Annotated in this window: 17 protein-coding genes; 10 read left to right on the top strand and 7 right to left on the bottom strand. The window is 69.2% G+C overall.

The genetic code is table 11. The annotated features are described in order from the left end of the window. Positions 1–73: 73 nt before the first annotated feature. From MNO14_RS07160 to MNO14_RS07135, 6 genes are all read left to right on the top strand, one after another. Positions 74–1,249 carry an acetyl-CoA C-acyltransferase gene (locus MNO14_RS07160; RefSeq protein ID WP_241946004.1) on the top strand — a complete coding sequence of 392 codons (1,176 nt, stop codon included), beginning with the start codon at positions 74–76 and terminating at the stop codon, positions 1,247–1,249. A 125-nt stretch (positions 1,250–1,374) separates the two neighbouring features. Then, on the top strand, positions 1,375–1,710 hold the full coding sequence (locus MNO14_RS07155; RefSeq protein WP_241946003.1) for a hypothetical protein: 336 nt from the start codon (positions 1,375–1,377) through the stop codon (positions 1,708–1,710). A gap of 160 nt (positions 1,711–1,870) precedes the next feature. After that, positions 1,871–2,230, top strand: coding sequence for a hypothetical protein (locus MNO14_RS07150; RefSeq protein WP_241946002.1), 360 nt, complete (start codon positions 1,871–1,873; stop codon positions 2,228–2,230). 368 nt (positions 2,231–2,598) lie between these two features. Beyond that, positions 2,599–3,150, top strand: a complete 552-nt coding sequence (locus tag MNO14_RS07145; protein ID WP_241946001.1) for a polymer-forming cytoskeletal protein — start codon at positions 2,599–2,601, stop codon at positions 3,148–3,150. A gap of 1 nt (position 3,151) precedes the next feature. Beyond that, positions 3,152–3,529 (top strand): hypothetical protein, encoded by a 378-nt coding sequence (locus MNO14_RS07140; RefSeq protein ID WP_241946000.1) that lies wholly within the window; start codon positions 3,152–3,154, stop codon positions 3,527–3,529. A 25-nt stretch (positions 3,530–3,554) separates the two neighbouring features. Beyond that, positions 3,555–4,091 carry a hypothetical protein gene (locus MNO14_RS07135; protein ID WP_241945999.1) on the top strand — a complete coding sequence of 179 codons (537 nt, stop codon included), beginning with the start codon at positions 3,555–3,557 and terminating at the stop codon, positions 4,089–4,091. A gap of 33 nt (positions 4,092–4,124) precedes the next feature. On the opposite strand, the gene MNO14_RS07130 is transcribed toward MNO14_RS07135, so the two are convergent. From MNO14_RS07130 to MNO14_RS07120, 3 genes are read right to left on the bottom strand one after another with little or no spacing between them, the layout of a single operon-like run. Then, positions 4,125–4,349 carry a DUF6587 family protein gene (locus MNO14_RS07130; RefSeq protein ID WP_241946291.1) on the bottom strand — a complete coding sequence of 75 codons (225 nt, stop codon included), beginning with the start codon at positions 4,347–4,349 and terminating at the stop codon, positions 4,125–4,127. 8 nt (positions 4,350–4,357) lie between these two features. After that, on the bottom strand, positions 4,358–6,211 hold the full coding sequence (locus tag MNO14_RS07125) for a ferrous iron transporter B (RefSeq protein ID WP_241945998.1): 1,854 nt from the start codon (positions 6,209–6,211) through the stop codon (positions 4,358–4,360). After that, positions 6,208–6,453 (bottom strand): FeoA family protein, encoded by a 246-nt coding sequence (locus tag MNO14_RS07120; protein ID WP_241945997.1) that lies wholly within the window; start codon positions 6,451–6,453, stop codon positions 6,208–6,210. The genes MNO14_RS07125 and MNO14_RS07120 overlap by 4 nt, the downstream gene beginning before the upstream one ends. 247 nt (positions 6,454–6,700) lie before the next feature. Between MNO14_RS07120 and MNO14_RS07115 the strand changes: the two genes are divergently transcribed. From MNO14_RS07115 to yeiP, 3 genes are read left to right on the top strand one after another with little or no spacing between them, the layout of a single operon-like run. After that, positions 6,701–7,471, top strand: a complete 771-nt coding sequence (locus MNO14_RS07115; RefSeq protein ID WP_241945996.1) for an SDR family oxidoreductase — start codon at positions 6,701–6,703, stop codon at positions 7,469–7,471. Positions 7,472–7,474: 3 nt separating this feature from the next. Next, on the top strand, positions 7,475–8,047 hold the full coding sequence (locus MNO14_RS07110) for a retropepsin-like aspartic protease (RefSeq protein WP_241945995.1): 573 nt from the start codon (positions 7,475–7,477) through the stop codon (positions 8,045–8,047). A gap of 14 nt (positions 8,048–8,061) precedes the next feature. Continuing rightward, positions 8,062–8,628 carry an elongation factor P-like protein YeiP gene (gene yeiP / locus MNO14_RS07105; protein WP_241945994.1) on the top strand — a complete coding sequence of 189 codons (567 nt, stop codon included), beginning with the start codon at positions 8,062–8,064 and terminating at the stop codon, positions 8,626–8,628. Positions 8,629–9,421: 793 nt separating this feature from the next. Here the strand turns inward: yeiP and MNO14_RS07100 are convergent. From MNO14_RS07100 to MNO14_RS07090, 3 genes are all read right to left on the bottom strand, one after another. Then, entirely contained in the window at positions 9,422–11,275 is a 1,854-nt protein-coding gene (locus tag MNO14_RS07100) for a DUF4105 domain-containing protein (RefSeq protein ID WP_241945993.1), read from the bottom strand. Between the two features lie 4 nt (positions 11,276–11,279). Continuing rightward, a complete protein-coding gene (locus MNO14_RS07095; protein WP_241945992.1) occupies positions 11,280–11,579 on the bottom strand; it encodes a DUF2388 domain-containing protein in 300 nt (99 codons plus the stop codon). A 74-nt stretch (positions 11,580–11,653) separates the two neighbouring features. Beyond that, on the bottom strand, positions 11,654–13,042 hold the full coding sequence (locus tag MNO14_RS07090; RefSeq protein WP_241945991.1) for an FAD-binding oxidoreductase: 1,389 nt from the start codon (positions 13,040–13,042) through the stop codon (positions 11,654–11,656). Positions 13,043–13,232: 190 nt separating this feature from the next. Between MNO14_RS07090 and serA the strand changes: the two genes are divergently transcribed. Beyond that, on the top strand, positions 13,233–14,465 hold the full coding sequence (serA, locus tag MNO14_RS07085; RefSeq protein WP_241945990.1) for a phosphoglycerate dehydrogenase: 1,233 nt from the start codon (positions 13,233–13,235) through the stop codon (positions 14,463–14,465). Between the two features lie 43 nt (positions 14,466–14,508). Here the strand turns inward: serA and MNO14_RS07080 are convergent, their stop codons facing one another. Continuing rightward, positions 14,509–15,084, bottom strand: a complete 576-nt coding sequence (locus MNO14_RS07080) for an NUDIX hydrolase (protein ID WP_241945989.1) — start codon at positions 15,082–15,084, stop codon at positions 14,509–14,511. Positions 15,085–15,131: the final 47 nt, after the last annotated feature.

Genomic DNA, 15,131 nt, shown 5'->3' with positions numbered 1-15,131 from the left:
GCCGGGCGGCACAGGCATCGGGCGAATGCGATAATCGATTGATCGCACGCCGCTCACTACGGAGTTCTCCCCCATGACTGACATCGTCATCGTCGGTGCCAAGCGCACTGCCATCGGGTCCATGCTCGGCCAGTTCGCCGGTGTGCCGACGCCGACGCTCGGCGCCACGGCGATTCGCGCCGCACTCGAGCATGCGGGCGTCGCGCCCGACCAGGTCGACGAGACCGTCGTCGGCTGCGTGCTGCCGGCCGGTCTGGGCCAGGCGCCCGCGCGTCAGGCGTCGCGCGCGGCCGGCATTCCCGACAGCGCAGGATGCGTGACCATCAACAAGGTCTGCGGCTCGGGCATGCAGGCGGTGATGTACGGCCACGACATGATCAAGGCAGGCACCGCGAAGGTGGTGGTCGCCGGCGGCATGGAATCGATGACCAACGCACCGCACCTGCTGCCGGGCGCTCGCGCCGGCATCCGCTACGGCAGCGCCGAGTTCCTCGACCATATGGCCTGGGACGGCCTGACCAACCCGTACGACGGCAAGGCGATGGGCGTGTTCGGCGACATCGCCAGCGAGAAGTACGGCTTCAGCCGCGAGGACCTCGACGCCTATGCGGTGGAAAGCGCGACCCGCGCCAAGCACGCGATCGCGTCGGGTGCCTTCAAGGAGGAGATCGTCCCGGTCGTGGTCACCACCCGCAAGGGCGAGGCGAGCTTCGACACCGACGAGCAGCCCGGACGCATCCAGGTCGACAAGATCCCGAACCTGCGTGCGGCCTTCGGCAAGGACGGCCGGCTCACCGCGGCGAGCTCGTCGAGCATCTCCGATGGCGCCGCCGCGCTGGTGCTGACCTCGGCCGATGAGGCCGCCGCGCGTGGCCTGACCCCGCTGGCGCGCATCGTCGCCCACGGCCGGCATTCACAGGCGCCCGAATGGTTCACCACCGCGCCGGTGACCGCGATCCGCAACGTCCTCGACAAGGCGGGCTGGAAGGTCGAAGATGTCGACCTGTTCGAGGTCAACGAGGCGTTCGCCAACGTCGCGATGGCGCCGATGAAGGATCTGGGCATCCCCCACGACCGCCTCAATGTGAATGGGGGCGCACTGGCGCTCGGCCATCCGATCGGTGCAAGCGGGGCGCGGTTGATCGTGACGCTGGTCCACGCGCTCAAGGCGCGCGGCCTAAGTCGCGGAGTCGCTTCACTTTGTATCGGTGGCGGCGAAGCGACCGCAATTGCCGTCGAAATGGCGTGAACTTCTGTTAACGTGATTTTTACGAAAAAACCACGAACTCCCGCTTGACAGCCGTTCGCGGCTTGTCATGATGTTGCCGGCGCGCATTTAGCGCGTTGCCCACACTTTCAGACGAGGAAGACACAATGACGATCAACAAGGCTCTGCTTGCCCTGGCTATGGGTTTTGCGCTGGCTGCCTGCAGCAACGCTGATCAGGCCAACAGCTCGGCCGAAGGCGCTGCTGACGCCGCTGCCGACGCGCAGGCCGCTGCCAACGAGACGACCGATCCGGCCGTCGCTGGCACCGCGCAGACCGCCGCTGACGACGCCGCCGCTGCTGCCGACGCCGCTGCCGAAGCCGCTGCCGACGCCGCCGCTGCTGGCACCGACGCTGCTGCCGAGCACGCTGCCGACGCTGCTGACCACGCTGAGACCAAGGCTGAAGAGGCCAAGGACGCAGCGCAGGAAGTCGCTCCGTAATTCCGCCCGGTGGCCGTCGCGCCACTGTGTCGAATTGCAGAAGGCCGCCGGGTATCCCGGCGGCCTTTTTTTATGGACGGTCCCCTGCCCGGCCTTGCCATCGCGCTCACGCGCACGCATTCACGCTGCGTCTCCCACACCTGTCCACAGGAGACCTGCCATGCGTTTCACTCTGTTGACCGCCACGACGATCGCCGCCCTGACACTGGCCGCCTGTAACAACCACAGCGCCGACGCTGAGCGCGAGCGTGCCGAGGCCTCGGCCGCCGCCGACAATGCCGGCCGTGCGATCTCCGACGCCGCATCGGCGACTGGCGAGGCCGCGCGCGAAGGCGCCGATGCGGCCGCCGCCGCATCGTCGGACGCGATGCGCCGCGCCCAAGTCGCCGCCGACGAAGCAGCCGCCCGTTCCGAAGCCGCGGCCCGCGAAGCAGCTGCGGCCACCGGCCGCGCGACCCAGCGCGCCGGTGAGGCGATCGAGAACACGGGCGAGCGCATGGAAGAACGCGCCGACCGCTGAGCCCCGTTCGATGCTGTTCCCGAGCCTGCCGCAAGGCGGGCTTTCTACTGGCCGATGCGCAACGCGCGTGCGCGACCCGGCCCAGCCCATGAACGGCGTTCGACGTGGATTGTCCGACTCTGGATGAATGGGTGCGGATGCCCGGCGCCACCGACGTCGTCGATGGCGCCGGGCCTGCTGCGGCGCGGGAAACGCCCCATAACGGCCGATCGACACGGTGGTTTTCCGGCTGAACGCAAGGCCTGGGCGCCCCCGTTGCCGACCCCAAAGTGCGTGCTAGTCTCGGCCTTCCGCGTCGCCCCCGGCGGCGCGGACCGGCCCGCTGGGTGCATTGGGCGGCCCCGTCCATCTCCGAGGTAACGCGCGACATGGCTATTTTTCCAGGTTCCGGTTCCGCCAAGAAGGATTCGCCCGCTCCCGGCAATGACGCCTCACGTCCCCCGACGCCGGTCCGCGACGTGATGCCGCCGACGCCTGCCGTCGCCGACTTCGCGACGCCGACCCCGATGCCGCCGCCGCGCAGCGCGCCGGCGCCGGTGGCGAAGGAGTCGATCATCGCGGCCGACATCACGATCGAGGGCAAGATCGAGGGTTCGGGCGATGTCCGCATCGCCGGTCGCTTCAAGGGCGACGTCAACGTCCAGGGCAGCCTGACGATCGAACAGGGCGCCAAGCTCAACGGCGGTGTCCGCGCCAACCAGGTCCTGGTGTCGGGCGAACTTGACGGCAATATCGATTCGGCTTCGCTGGTCGAACTGCGCGCCTCGGCGGTGATGACCGGCGACCTCAAGGCCGGCTCGCTGACGGTGGCCGCGGGTTCGAAGATCCGCGGGCACGTCGAGTGCGGTTGGGGCGAGGGCAAGGGCGACGAGCGCCCGGCCTCCCGCAGCAAGGATGCGGCAGCGTCCGATCGCGACTGATATGGATCCCCGCACCGGTGCGGCGGGCGCGACCCGGGTCTGCCCGCACTGCAAGACCACGATCCTCGAGAGCTCGGCGCGCTGCCCGGCGTGCCGGCACTACCTGCGTTTCGATGCCGATGCGTCCACCAGCATCGGCACGCAGGACGCGACCACCGCGCTGCAGGTAGAGGGCACGATCCGGCATCCGTCCGAAGGCGGCGCCTGGGAGTACTCGGTGGTGCTGGTGATCCGCGACGAAGCCGGCAAGGAACTCAACCGCCAGGTCGTCGGCGTGGGCGCGCTGTTGGGCGGCGACGAGCGCCACTTCAGCCTCGCTGTGGAGATCGTGCCGACCAACGACATGCGGCGCGGGCCCAATCGCCGCGGCCGGCACTGATCACGCGATTCGAGCCGAGCGCCGGATGTCCGAACCGTATTCGCTGTATGCCCGCCTCACTTTCGCCCCGGGCGCATTCGATGCGTTCCTGGCGGCCGCGCCTGCCCAGCCGTCCGCCTTCGACGACTGGCAGGCCTGGTTCGATCAGCATCGACTGGCCGGCGACGGACGCGTGCCGGCAGGCCTGCTCGCCGATGTCGAGGCCGGTCGAGTCGCGGACATCGTGGAAGCCTGGCAGCGGGACCCTGCCCTGGGCATGCCGCCGATCGACTACGACGCTACGACCGGCGTCTGCCGGATCGCGATGCTGAGCGCGTCGGAGAATGTTGAAGCGCTGCTGCGCATGCTCACGCCGCTGCGCGGCGCGGCCGCATGGCATCGCGCCGAGGCCGACGACTTCATCGTGGTTCTGGACTTCCTGTGGGGCGGCGAGCAACTCGGCGCGTACGTGGCCCTGCGCGATGGTCGCAGCCATCTCGGGACCACGGTGCCCCCGGCGCATCATGCCGAGGCCATCGACTTTCTCGAACACGCCCTGGCGGCGTTCGAGCAGGGTGCCTGAGCACCGCGTAGCCCGCGCGTAGGGATGCCGGATTCAACCGCAGCCGTCGCAGCCGCCGCAGCCCGCACCGACGCGCGGCTCAGGCGCGATGCGGCGCCCCAGCGCCCGCATCCAGGCCGGCCGGCCCGGACGCACCAGCGGCACCGCCAGCGCGATGCGCAGGCGACGCGCGGTTGCCGGCGCCTGCTTCTTCAGCACGATCCAACCGCTGACCGCGACCAGCAGCGTGACCGCGGCGTACTGCAGCGCCAGTTGCAGGTCCGTGCTCACCCGCCCCCCAGCGCGCGCGCCACCTGGTAGGTCAGCAATGAGGCGAGGTAGGCCAGCGCGAACAGGTAGCCGGCGTTGATCGTCATCAGCCGCCAGGAGCCGGTCTCGCGCCGGATCGTCGCCCAGGTCGAAATGCACTGCGGCGCATAGATGAACCACACCAGCAACGACAGCCCGGTCGCCAGCGACCAACCGTCGGTGATGATCGGGGTCAGCGCCTGGGCTGCGGCGGCATCGTCGGTGGCCGACAACGCATAGACGGTCGCCAGTGATGCGACAGCGACTTCGCGCGCGGCCAGGCCGGGGATCAGTGCGATGCAGATCTGCCAGTTGAAGCCGAGCGGCGCGAACACCAGCGCCAGCGCATGGCCGAGGCGACCGCCGAGGCTGTATTCGATCGCCGCCCCGGTCGCGCCGTCGGGCGGTGCCGGGAACGAGAGCAGCACCCACAGCAGGACGGTCAGCGCGAGGATGATCCCGCCGACGCGGCGCAGGAAGATCATCGCGCGCTCCTTCAGACCGATCGCCAGATCGCGCGGATGCGGCAGCCGGTAGGACGGCAACTCCAGCAGCAACGGATGCTCGCTGCGGTCCCGGCGCCAGCGCTTCATCAAGAACGATACCGCCAGCGCACTGAGGATGCCGGCCATGTACAGCGCGAACAGCACCAGCCCCTGCAGATTGAGCGCGCCCCAGACCTGCCGTTGCGGAATGAACGCACCGATCAGCAGCGCATAGACTGGCAGCCGCGCCGAGCACGTCATCAGCGGCGCGACCATGATCGTCGCCAGCCGGTCGCGCGGGTCCTGGATCGAACGCGTCGCCATGATGCCGGGAATCGCACAGGCAAAACTCGACAACAACGGGATGAATGACCGCCCCGACAACCCGGCGCCCTTCATCAGCCGATCGAGCAGAAACGCCGCACGCGGCAGGTAGCCCGACTCCTCCAGCGCCAGGATGAAGAAGAACAGGATCAGGATCTGCGGCAGGAACACGATCACACCGCCGAGGCCGGCGATGATGCCGTCGGCGAGCAGGCTGGTCAGCGGACCGGGCGGCAAGGTCGCCGACACCCAGGCCCCGAGCGCGGAGGTACCGGCATCGATCAGGTCCATCAGCGGCGTCGCCCAGGCGTAGACGGCCTGGAAGATCAGGAACATCACCAGTGCCAGCGCCAGCAGGCCGAGCACCGGATGCAGCAGCCAGCGATCGAGGGCGTCGTCGATCCGCGCCGTCCGGCGCGGCATGGTCACCGTCGCCGCCAGCAGCGCACGTACCTGGGCGTGCAGGTCGCCGTCGGCATCGTCGTTCGGAGGCGACCGCGGTCTTGCGACCGTGTCGGCCAACCGCTGGCGCAGCGCCTGCGCACCGTCGCGATGGATCGCGACGGTCTCGACCACGGGCACGCCGAGCGCGGCTTCGAGCGCGGCCAGGTCGATGACGATGCCGCGCCGCGCTGCGGCATCGGCCATGTTCAGCGCCACCACCATCGGCCGGCCGAGCGTCCGCAACTCGAGCACGAAGCGCAGGTGCAGCCGCAGATTGGTCGCATCGACCACGCAGACCAGCACATCGGGCGCCGGCTCGCCCGGATAGAAGCCGCGGCACAGATCTCGGGTGATCTGTTCGTCCAGACTCGCCGGCTGCAGGCTGTAGGCGCCGGGGAGATCGAGCAGCGCCCAGTGCGCGCCATCCGGGCCGCGCATCCGCCCTTCCTTGCGCTCGACGGTGACGCCGGCATAGTTGGCGACCTTCTGCCGGCTGCCGGTCAGCAGGTTGAACAGCGCCGTCTTGCCGGCATTCGGACTGCCGACCAGGGCGAGCCGCGGCATGGCGGCCGTGGTCACGCCGCGTCTCCGGCGCAGACCTGGACGCGCGCCGCCTCGCTGCGCCGTAGCGCAAAGCGGGTGAAGCCAACGCGGACCAGCAGCGGGTCGCCGCCGAACGGCGCCAGTGCGACCACCTCGACCGACTCGCCGGGCACGAAGCCCAACTCGCCTAGGCGGCGCGCGATCGGATCGTGGCTGCCCACCGCCTCGACGGCATCGACGAGACCCTGGGTGCGCGGCGGCAGCTGACAGAGATTCAAGACAGATCCGGTGCGAATGGGAATGGGTCGCGATTCTACTCCCGCTCGACCTTGGCACAGACGCCCGACCGCCCGCCGTCATGCCTCGGTCTGTTTCGCCAGCGCAACACCGCCCGGCCCAGTCCGCCCCACGGCGTCGAACGCGCACCGATAGATCGCGCCCCCCCCCGCGTCGCACTGTGTCCGCGCGCCTTCGCGCCTAGGCGCAGCGGTTAAACTGCGAGCTTTCGTCTCCAGAGGATCGCGCATGCTTCCCGATTCCGTCCGCGCCGTCGTCACCGGCGGGGTCTCCGGCCTCGGCCTGGCCGTCGCCCACCGCGTCGTCGCCGATGGCGGCCGCGTCGCGCTGCTGGACGTCAACGACGACAAGGGCGCCGAGGCGGTCGAGGCGCTGGGTGCCGATCGCGCGTGCTACCTGCGCACCGACGTCACCGACGAGGCCGGCGTCGCGGCCCACCTCGAAGCCGCGCGCGCCTTCCTGGGCGGCCTCAATGCCGCGGTCAACTGCGCCGGCATCCTCGGCGCCGGCCGCGTGCTGGGGCGCGAGGCGCCGATGCCGCTGGAGACCTTCAGCCGCACGGTGATGGTCAATCTGGTCGGCAGTTTCAATGTCGCCAAGGCCGCGGCCGCGCTCATGCAGCACAACGTGCCCGGCGAGGACGGTGAGCGCGGCGCGATCGTCAACACCGCCAGCGTCGCCGCCTACGAGGGCCAGATCGGCCAGGCCGCGTACGCGGCGTCCAAGGGCGGCGTGGTCGGCATGACGCTGCCGATGGCGCGCGAACTGGCGCGCTTCGGTATCCGCGTCAACACCATCGCGCCGGGCATCTTCTGGACACCGATGGTCGACGGCATGCCCGAGGCGGTGCAGCAGTCGCTGTCGGCCTCGATCCCGTTCCCCTCGCGCCTGGGCCGACCGGAAGAATTCGCCGACCTCGTCGCCCACCTGCTGGCCAGCCGCTACCTCAACGGCGAGACCATCCGCCTCGACGGCGCGGTCCGGCTGGCGCCGAAGTAAGCAATGTCGATCCCCTCGTCCGGCCTGGTCACGGGCCTGCTGCTCGCGCTGCTATCGCTCGTGCCGGTCCATGCCGACGACACGGCACCGACCGATACGGGCGCGCTTACCGGCCTGCTCGCCGCGCGCGGCTACGACACGGTCCCGATGCGCCGCTACGGCGCGGCGCATCTCGCGGTCGAGGTCCGCATCAACGGCGTCGCCGGCACCTTCCTGATCGATACCGGCGCCGGGCGCACGGTCATCGATCGTGCGCGCCAGGCGCGCTTTGCCGATGGGCGCCAGGCCGATGCGTCGGGCGGGCTGCAGGCGACCGGCGCCGGTGCCGGCAATCTCGCCATCGAGACCCTGCCGGGCAGCCGCCTGGCGATCGGCGATTACCGGGACGACGATTTCACCGCGCATTTCCTCGCGCTCGACCACGTCACCGCCGCCTTCTCGCAACGCGGGCTGCCCACAATCGACGGCGTGCTTGGCGCCGATGTCCTCGAGCGCGGCCAGGCGGTGATCGATTATCCGAACCTGCGGCTGCACCTGCGCAATCCTGCCGCGTCCGCGGCGTCCGTCTCCCACTGAAAACGCAAACACCGATGAAAGCCTACGACGTCAAGAAAGGAAACGTGGTCGAACACAACGGCGGTATCTACCAGATCCGCGACATCGAGCGCAGCTCGCCGCAAGGCCGCGGCGGCAACGTGCGCTTCCGCTTCACGATGTACAGCGTCCCGGGCGGCAACAAGCTCGATGCGAGTTTCGATGGCGACGACGACCTGCGCGAGGTCGACCTGGCCCGGCGCCAGGCCAGCTTCTCGTATAAGGATGGCGACGCCTTCGTGTTCATGGACGACGAGGACTTCACGCCCTACACGCTCGACGCCGATGTCGTCGGCGACGGTGCGGGCTACATCACCGAGGGCCTGGGCGGCTGCTATGTCCAGGTGATCGACGATGCGCCGGTCGGCCTGCAACTGCCGCAGAGCGTGGTGCTCGAAGTCGTCGACACCCCGCCCGAACTCAAGGGCGGCACTGCGACCAAGCGGCCCAAGCCCGCCAAGCTCAGCACCGGCATCGAGATCCAGGTGCCCGAGTACATCGGCAACGGCGAGCGCGTCTGGGTCAACACCACGACCGGCGAGTTCGGCGGCCGCGCGGACTGAGGTTCGTCAGACCAGCGATCGAGGCGTGACGTGCAATTGGTCACCGATAAAACCAGCGCGACACCACTGCCGCTTCAGATCACCTCGACCAACGGCATGAAGGATGACCAAGAGCCCGCCTTCAGGCGGGCTCTCAGCATCAAGCACCCACGATCAGATGTCTTGGGCCGTACACCGAGTCGTTGCTGTTGCGGACCCCACCAACTGCCCACTTAACTGATAGTTCACGGTCATCGTGACGAACCCAGGGCGAGAGGGACAGTAGAACCGGCAGAAGTTCTGGTTGGTGCAGTTCGCCGGGAAAATCGCCCCGACGCCCGGGTGAGATGCTGACCAACTGATCGTATCGTAGGAAATGCCGGCAGCCTCCGACATACACCAATTGCTGGGTTCGCATGAAATCGTCACCGACTGCGCACTGACGATTTTCGGCATCAATGCCAGCGCCGCAGCGCCCATCACAGCGAAAAGTACGTGTCGCATTCTTGCATTCTCCTTTGCCATTGATTTTCGAAGGTGCGGCATCCACCGCGCCCGCACTATATCAACGGCCAACGAATCGCATTTCTGCAACGCAGCAAGCGCCCTGACTGCTCAGCCTGAAAGAGATCGCGACCGATCTGCTGACGCGCCCCGCTCGCCAAGAGCACGAAGATTACACATCACGGCTAATGAGGATCGAAGGGCAGCAAATGCGCCACACCTCCTATTAAAATCGACAGCCGATTTACACATCACCATAGAACCGATATACCGATCTGCGTCGCATGGCGCCTGAGTCGGGATATCCGCCTTAATCGCTCAGCTGCACGCGATCCAACTGCAGCCCACCCGACTCACGGTGCAGCTCGCGCAAGCGGGCGCCGAGCGTGGCGAGGTTGCGCTCGGTGCGCGCCAACCGTCGTTGCGCATCCATCGGCAACGCCGCGCGCCCTTGGATGTCCAGCGCGTCGCGCAGCGCCTGCAGACGGTGGCCGAGCGCATCGACCTGCCCCCGCAGCACCGCGCGCTCGGCCTGCTGCGGCAGGCCGTAGCCGCTGTCGAGCAGTTGCGCCGGACGACTGAGGCCGTCGCCGGCGGCGAGCAAGGCATGCAGCGTGCCGGCCGCAGCGTCCTGGTCTGCGTCCGCGAGATGCCACTGGCGCTTGAGCACGTCGCGCAGCCGGGCCTCCAGCCGCCGCTGCGCGGCGTGCTCGAGCACCAGCAGCGCGGCGCCATCGCGCTGCCCCGCCTGCGCCAGCCACGGCGCGCGCAGATCGGGATCGAGATCGAGCCAGGTGGCGGCATCGCCAGTAGGCAGCGGCTGGGCAGCGTGTGCGACCGCCAGCAGCGCCGCGTACTCGCGGTCCGCGGACGGGAAGTAATAGCCGTCGCGAATGGCGCGATCGGGCGCATCGAGCACCGCGGCATCGGCGATGCCCGCGCGCACCAGGCGGCGCAGCAGACCGTTGGGCGTGATGCTGCGCAGGCGCGCGCCGTCGAGCCGCGGCACACCGGCATCGAGCAGCTTCCAGGTCTCCACCGCGCAGTTGTTGCCGACGAACCGGTAGCGGCCGTCGTAGCTCCAGTGCACGCTGGCCGCGCGCTCGAGCAATGTCGCGATCTCGCCCGGCGACAAGCGCAGCGGAATCGACTGCAGGCCGCGCAGTTCGATCCGGGTGTACTCGTCGATCACCTGGTCGAGCGGCAACACGAACAGCCGCGCCGGATAGCGCCCGGTCAGCCCGCGCAAGCTGGAGATCTGCACATCGTCGACGAACGCGCGGAACGACAACACGCGGTGGTGCGCCAGGTCGTAGCGGCAGTCCGGCCCAGGCAGACGGCCGGGCGCACAGATCACCAGCCGCAGCATGCTGTGGCCCCAGCGACTCATCGGCTGCGCGTTGCCTTCGGCGAACAGGTACTCGACCGCCCAGACCCGCGCCGGGTCGAGTTCCAGCAGCGCCTGGCCGTCCGCCTGCGCCTGTGGCTCGGCCTCGACGAACGGCAGGTCCCCGGCACAGTCCGCGGCGGGCGGCGCCCAGGCGAAGTGCGCGGCGAAGTACCCATGCAATGCAGGCCGTCGGCAGGCGTACTCGGGATCGAGCAGGAAATGCTCGAGGTTCACCGCGACGAACTCCGCCGGAGACGCGGTTTCGTAGGCATCGGGCCGGCGGTCGGTCATCGCGTTGTGGCGCGCCCGCAGACCCAGCCGCAGCGGCGGGCGCGGCCAGCCGGCGAGATCGCGCAAGCGCGGATCGCGCGACAGGCCACCATGCGGGCTGCGGTCATAGCGATGCGCGAGCTCGTGCACCAGCGCGGCGGACGCAGCCTGGGTCGCCTGCGCATCCCGGCCGTCTGCGGCCACGGCATCGAGCAGCGACCGACGCAGCACGATGCGATCGCCGACCGCATGTCCATGCACCTGCGGCGGCAGGTCGTCGCGCCACGCCAATTGCACGTCGAGCCCCTCGGCGGCGCGCCAGGCCGGCGGCAGACGCGCGAGCACCGCGTCGACCAGCCGGGCCGACGCGGCCTGCGCGTTGGCATCCAGCGGCGGCGCGCCAATCCCTGTGTCGATCCGCCAGGCTTGCGCCTGCGACTGTGCAGCACCGGCGACGAGCAGCAACACAATGCCCGCGGCCCGCAGGCGACGGCGGGACCGCATGGCGTTAGAGCGCGAGAATCGCCTGCGCCAGTTGCAGATCGCTCGCCGCCTGCGCATCGGGCCGCGTCTGCCGCAGGTGACGCAGGGCGGCTTCGAGGCGGACGCCGCGGATCCGGCCATCGCTGGCGACGAACCCGGCGGCATCTTCGCGCGCCTGCAGCACGATCTTGTCCTTGCCCGAACTGCTGCCCGACGAGGCCGAGCTGCCAGCTGACGTCGCACCGCCGGTCGTCCCGGCGAAACTGCCGGCGAACGCCGACGTGGTCAGAACGAGCAACGCACAGGCCAGCAAGGCTCGAAACATCAGGGGCATCTCCATCGGGGAGGCCACACTCTACCCTGCCCTCACGCCACCTTCATGCCGATGCCAAGTGGCAGTCAGGGATCGAACAGCTTGCCGGGATTGAGCAGGCCGTCGGGGTCAAGCGCACGGCGAATGCCGCGCATCACCGCGATCTCGGCCGCGCTGCGGGTCGATTCGAGATAGGGCTTCTTGACCAGCCCGATGCCGTGCTCGGCCGAGATGCTGCCGCCGTGCGCGCGCAGGGTGTCGGCCAGCAGTTTGGTCACGCGCTCGCATTGCGCAACGAAGGCGTCGTTGGCGAGGTCGGCCGGCTTGAGCACGTTGATGTGCAGATTGCCGTCGCCAATATGGCCGAACCACACCACGTCGAACTGCGGGTACTCGCGCGCCAGCAATGCCTGCGCCGCCTCGAGGAACGCCGGCATCGCCGAAATCCGCACCGAGACGTCGTTCTTGTAAGGCACGTGCGGCGCCAGGCTTTCGGTGATGCCCTCGCGCAGCCGCCACAACTGCGCGGCCTGCGCCTCGCTCTGACCGATCACGCCATCCTCGACCCAACCCTGCTCGACGCAATACTCGAACGCCGACAGCATCGCGACCTCGCCCGCGTCGCCCTCGCAGGCGAACTCGGCGACAACATAGAACGGATGCGAGGTCTCGAACGGTGCCTGCGCGCCATGCGCGACTACATGATGGAGGGCGCGATCGGTGAAGAACTCAAAGGCTTCCAGGGCCAGCCGCGCGCGCAGCGCCTGGAACACCTGCATCAGGCCCTCGAAGGACGGCAGCGCCAGCAGCAGCGTGCGCGTGCCCGGTGGCGGCGCGGTCAGCTTCAGGCTGGCTTCGACGATGATGCCCAGTGTGCCTTCCGAGGCGATGGCCAGATGCCGCAGGTCGTAGCCGCTGGAGTTCTTGACCAAGCCGCGGCCGAGATCGAGCAACGCGCCGGTGCCGGTCACCAGCTTCAGGCCGGCGACCCACTCCCGGGTATTGCCGTAGCGCAGCACCCGGATGCCGCCCGCGTTGGTGGCGATGTTGCCGCCGATCGTGCACGAGCCGCGCGCGGCGAAGTCAACCGGATAGGCCAGCCCGTGGCTGCGCGCCGCCTCCTGCACCGCTTCGAGCGCGATGCCCGGCTGCACGGTCAAGATCCAGTCGACCGGATCGAAGTCCAGCACGCGGTTCATCCGTTGCAGGCTCAGCACCAGTTCGCCATGGGCGGCGACCGCCCCGCCCGACAACCCGGTCCGGCCGCCCGAGGGCACGATCGAAACCCCTTCTTCGCGCGCCCAGCGCACCGTGGCCTGGACCTCGGCGATATCGGCCGGCAGCGCGACCGCCAGCGGCGCCGGGGTCCAGCGCCGCGTCCAGTCGACGCCGAAGTAGGCCAGATCGGCCGGATCGGTCCGCACCTGCAGGGTCGGGACGGCGGCTTGCAGCCGGGCGATGCGGGCATCGGACATGGTGAAGACATCGCGGCACGGCGGGCCAGCCTGCCAGCCGCGCCCGCAGGCGTCCAGCGTCCGCGCGGCTTCGGTGCAGGGCCGAACCGAGCGCGTGCACATCCCGGAGGCGAGACCATCTGCTGCGCTGCAACAGCGGCGGCCTTCTGGCACCATGATGCGCTCCTCCCGACCGGCGGCCGCAGCCTCGATGAAGACCTCGTTTCCTCGCGCGGATATCCGCGTCCTGCTGCTCGAAGGCGTCAGCCAGAGCGCCGTCGACACCTTCAAGGCCGCCGGCTACACGCAGATCGAGGTGCACCCCAAGTCGTTGCCCGATGACCAGTTGCTGGCCAAGATCGCCGATGCCCACATCGTCGGCATCCGCTCGCGCACCCAGCTCAGCGCCGAAGTCATCGGCCACGCGCGCCGGCTACTCGCGGTCGGCTGCTTCTGCATCGGCACCAACCAGGTCGACCTGGAAGCGGCCGAACTGGCCGGCATTCCGGTGTTCAACGCGCCCTACTCCAACACCCGCAGCGTCGCCGAACTGGTGGTCGCCGAGGCGATCATGCTGCTGCGCGGCATCCCGCAGAAGAACGCGCAATGCCATCGCGGCGGCTGGAGCAAGTCCGCGCTGGGCAGCCACGAGGCGCGCGGCAAGACCCTGGGCATCGTCGGCTACGGCCATATCGGCACCCAGGTCGGCGTGCTCGCCGAATCGCTGGGCATGCAGGTGCTGTTCCATGACATCGAGACCAAGCTTTCGCTCGGCAACGCACGCAGCGCGACCGGGCTGGACGACCTGCTCGCGCGCAGCGACGTGGTGACCCTGCATGTGCCCGAAACCCCGGCGACCAAGCTGATGTTCGGTGCCGCCGAGCTCGCCGCGATGAAGCCCGGCGCGCACCTGATCAACGCCTCGCGCGGCACTGTCGTGGACATCGACGCGCTCGACGCCGCGCTGCGCACCGGGCATGTCGGCGGCGCGGCGATCGATGTGTTCCCGGTCGAACCCAAGGGCAACGACGACCTTTTCGACTCCCCGCTGGCCGCGCACGACAACGTGCTGCTGACTCCGCATGTGGGCGGCAGCACGCTCGAGGCGCAGGACAACATCGGCATCGAGGTCGCCGCCAAGCTCGTGCGCTACAGCGACAACGGCAGCACCCTGTCGGCGGTCAACTTCCCCGAGGTCACGCTGCCCGAGCACGTCGGCAGCCACCGCATCCTGCACCTGCACCGCAACGTGCCCGGCGTGCTGGTGAAGATCAACGAGGTGTTCTCGCGCGAAGCGATCAACATCGATGGCCAGTACCTGCGCACCACCGCCAATGTCGGCTACGTGGTCATCGACGTCGGCGCGACGCGCGAGCAGGCCGAGCGCCTGCGCAGCGAACTGTCGAAGATCGACGGCACGCTGCGGACGCGGGTGCTGTACTAGGCCATCGGGATCAGGGCGTTGGGTTGGCGGACCGTCGCGAGGCTCAGCCGACCGAGCTCCCCCACCCGTCCAGGCACTTGTGCGCCATGCGGCGCAGGGACGCGTCGTACTCGCTGCCTGCGGCCACATCGGCGAGCGCCCGCCACGCGAGCGCGTGGGATTCGGCGCTGACGACGAAGCGTTCGTCGGCGCCGGCGCGCACGAGATAGCGCACGTCGTAGTGCCAGTGCGCCGGCACGCCTCTGTGTTCGGGGATCCAATGCCGGTCGAGGTCGAAGATCGCCGGCAGCACCGCCACGCCCTGCAGACCGGTCTCCTCCTCGGTCTCGCGCCGCGCCACGCGTGCCAGATCGATGTCGCCATCGGCATGGCCGCCGGGCTGCAGCCACAGGTTCAGCTTGCGATGGTGGGTGAGCAAGGTGCGCTGGCCGTCGGCCGAGACCACCAGCGCCGAGGCGGTGAAATGGCCGGCGAGGCGTTCGCGCACGAACGGATCGAGCGGATCGTCGAGCAGCGCGGCGAACTCGGCGACGGTGGCGTGCTCGTCGGGATACAGGACCGCGTAGTCGGCGAAGGCGGCGGCCAGCGCGGGCGCGCGCGAAGGGCGGGAGGCGGACATGCGGTGCGGACCTGGAGCAGCTGGGGACGCGCAGCATCGGCGCTCGG

It is taken from the genome of Luteimonas sp. S4-F44 (genome assembly GCF_022637415.1).
Classification (GTDB): Bacteria; Pseudomonadota; Gammaproteobacteria; order Xanthomonadales; family Xanthomonadaceae; genus Luteimonas.
Note: the sequence above shows the minus strand (reverse complement) of the source record. Positions and strands in the feature narration are given on the sequence as shown.

Excerpts from the sequence above, each read along its gene's own strand:
- MNO14_RS07160 (WP_241946004.1), top strand. The coding sequence starts at position 74 with ATGACTGACATCGTCATCGTCGGTGCCAAGCGCACTGCCATCGGGTCC.
- MNO14_RS07155 (WP_241946003.1), top strand. The coding sequence starts at position 1,375 with ATGACGATCAACAAGGCTCTGCTTGCCCTGGCTATGGGTTTTGCGCTG.
- MNO14_RS07150 (WP_241946002.1), top strand. The coding sequence starts at position 1,871 with ATGCGTTTCACTCTGTTGACCGCCACGACGATCGCCGCCCTGACACTG.
- MNO14_RS07145 (WP_241946001.1), top strand. The coding sequence starts at position 2,599 with ATGGCTATTTTTCCAGGTTCCGGTTCCGCCAAGAAGGATTCGCCCGCT.
- MNO14_RS07140 (WP_241946000.1), top strand. The coding sequence starts at position 3,152 with ATGGATCCCCGCACCGGTGCGGCGGGCGCGACCCGGGTCTGCCCGCAC.
- MNO14_RS07135 (WP_241945999.1), top strand. The coding sequence starts at position 3,555 with ATGTCCGAACCGTATTCGCTGTATGCCCGCCTCACTTTCGCCCCGGGC.
- MNO14_RS07115 (WP_241945996.1), top strand. The coding sequence starts at position 6,701 with ATGCTTCCCGATTCCGTCCGCGCCGTCGTCACCGGCGGGGTCTCCGGC.
- MNO14_RS07110 (WP_241945995.1), top strand. The coding sequence starts at position 7,475 with ATGTCGATCCCCTCGTCCGGCCTGGTCACGGGCCTGCTGCTCGCGCTG.
- yeiP (WP_241945994.1), top strand. The coding sequence starts at position 8,062 with ATGAAAGCCTACGACGTCAAGAAAGGAAACGTGGTCGAACACAACGGC.
- MNO14_RS07100 (WP_241945993.1), bottom strand. The coding sequence starts at position 11,275 with ATGCGGTCCCGCCGTCGCCTGCGGGCCGCGGGCATTGTGTTGCTGCTC.
- MNO14_RS07095 (WP_241945992.1), bottom strand. The coding sequence starts at position 11,579 with ATGTTTCGAGCCTTGCTGGCCTGTGCGTTGCTCGTTCTGACCACGTCG.
- MNO14_RS07090 (WP_241945991.1), bottom strand. The coding sequence starts at position 13,042 with ATGTCCGATGCCCGCATCGCCCGGCTGCAAGCCGCCGTCCCGACCCTG.
- serA (WP_241945990.1), top strand. The coding sequence starts at position 13,233 with ATGAAGACCTCGTTTCCTCGCGCGGATATCCGCGTCCTGCTGCTCGAA.
- MNO14_RS07080 (WP_241945989.1), bottom strand. The coding sequence starts at position 15,084 with ATGTCCGCCTCCCGCCCTTCGCGCGCGCCCGCGCTGGCCGCCGCCTTC.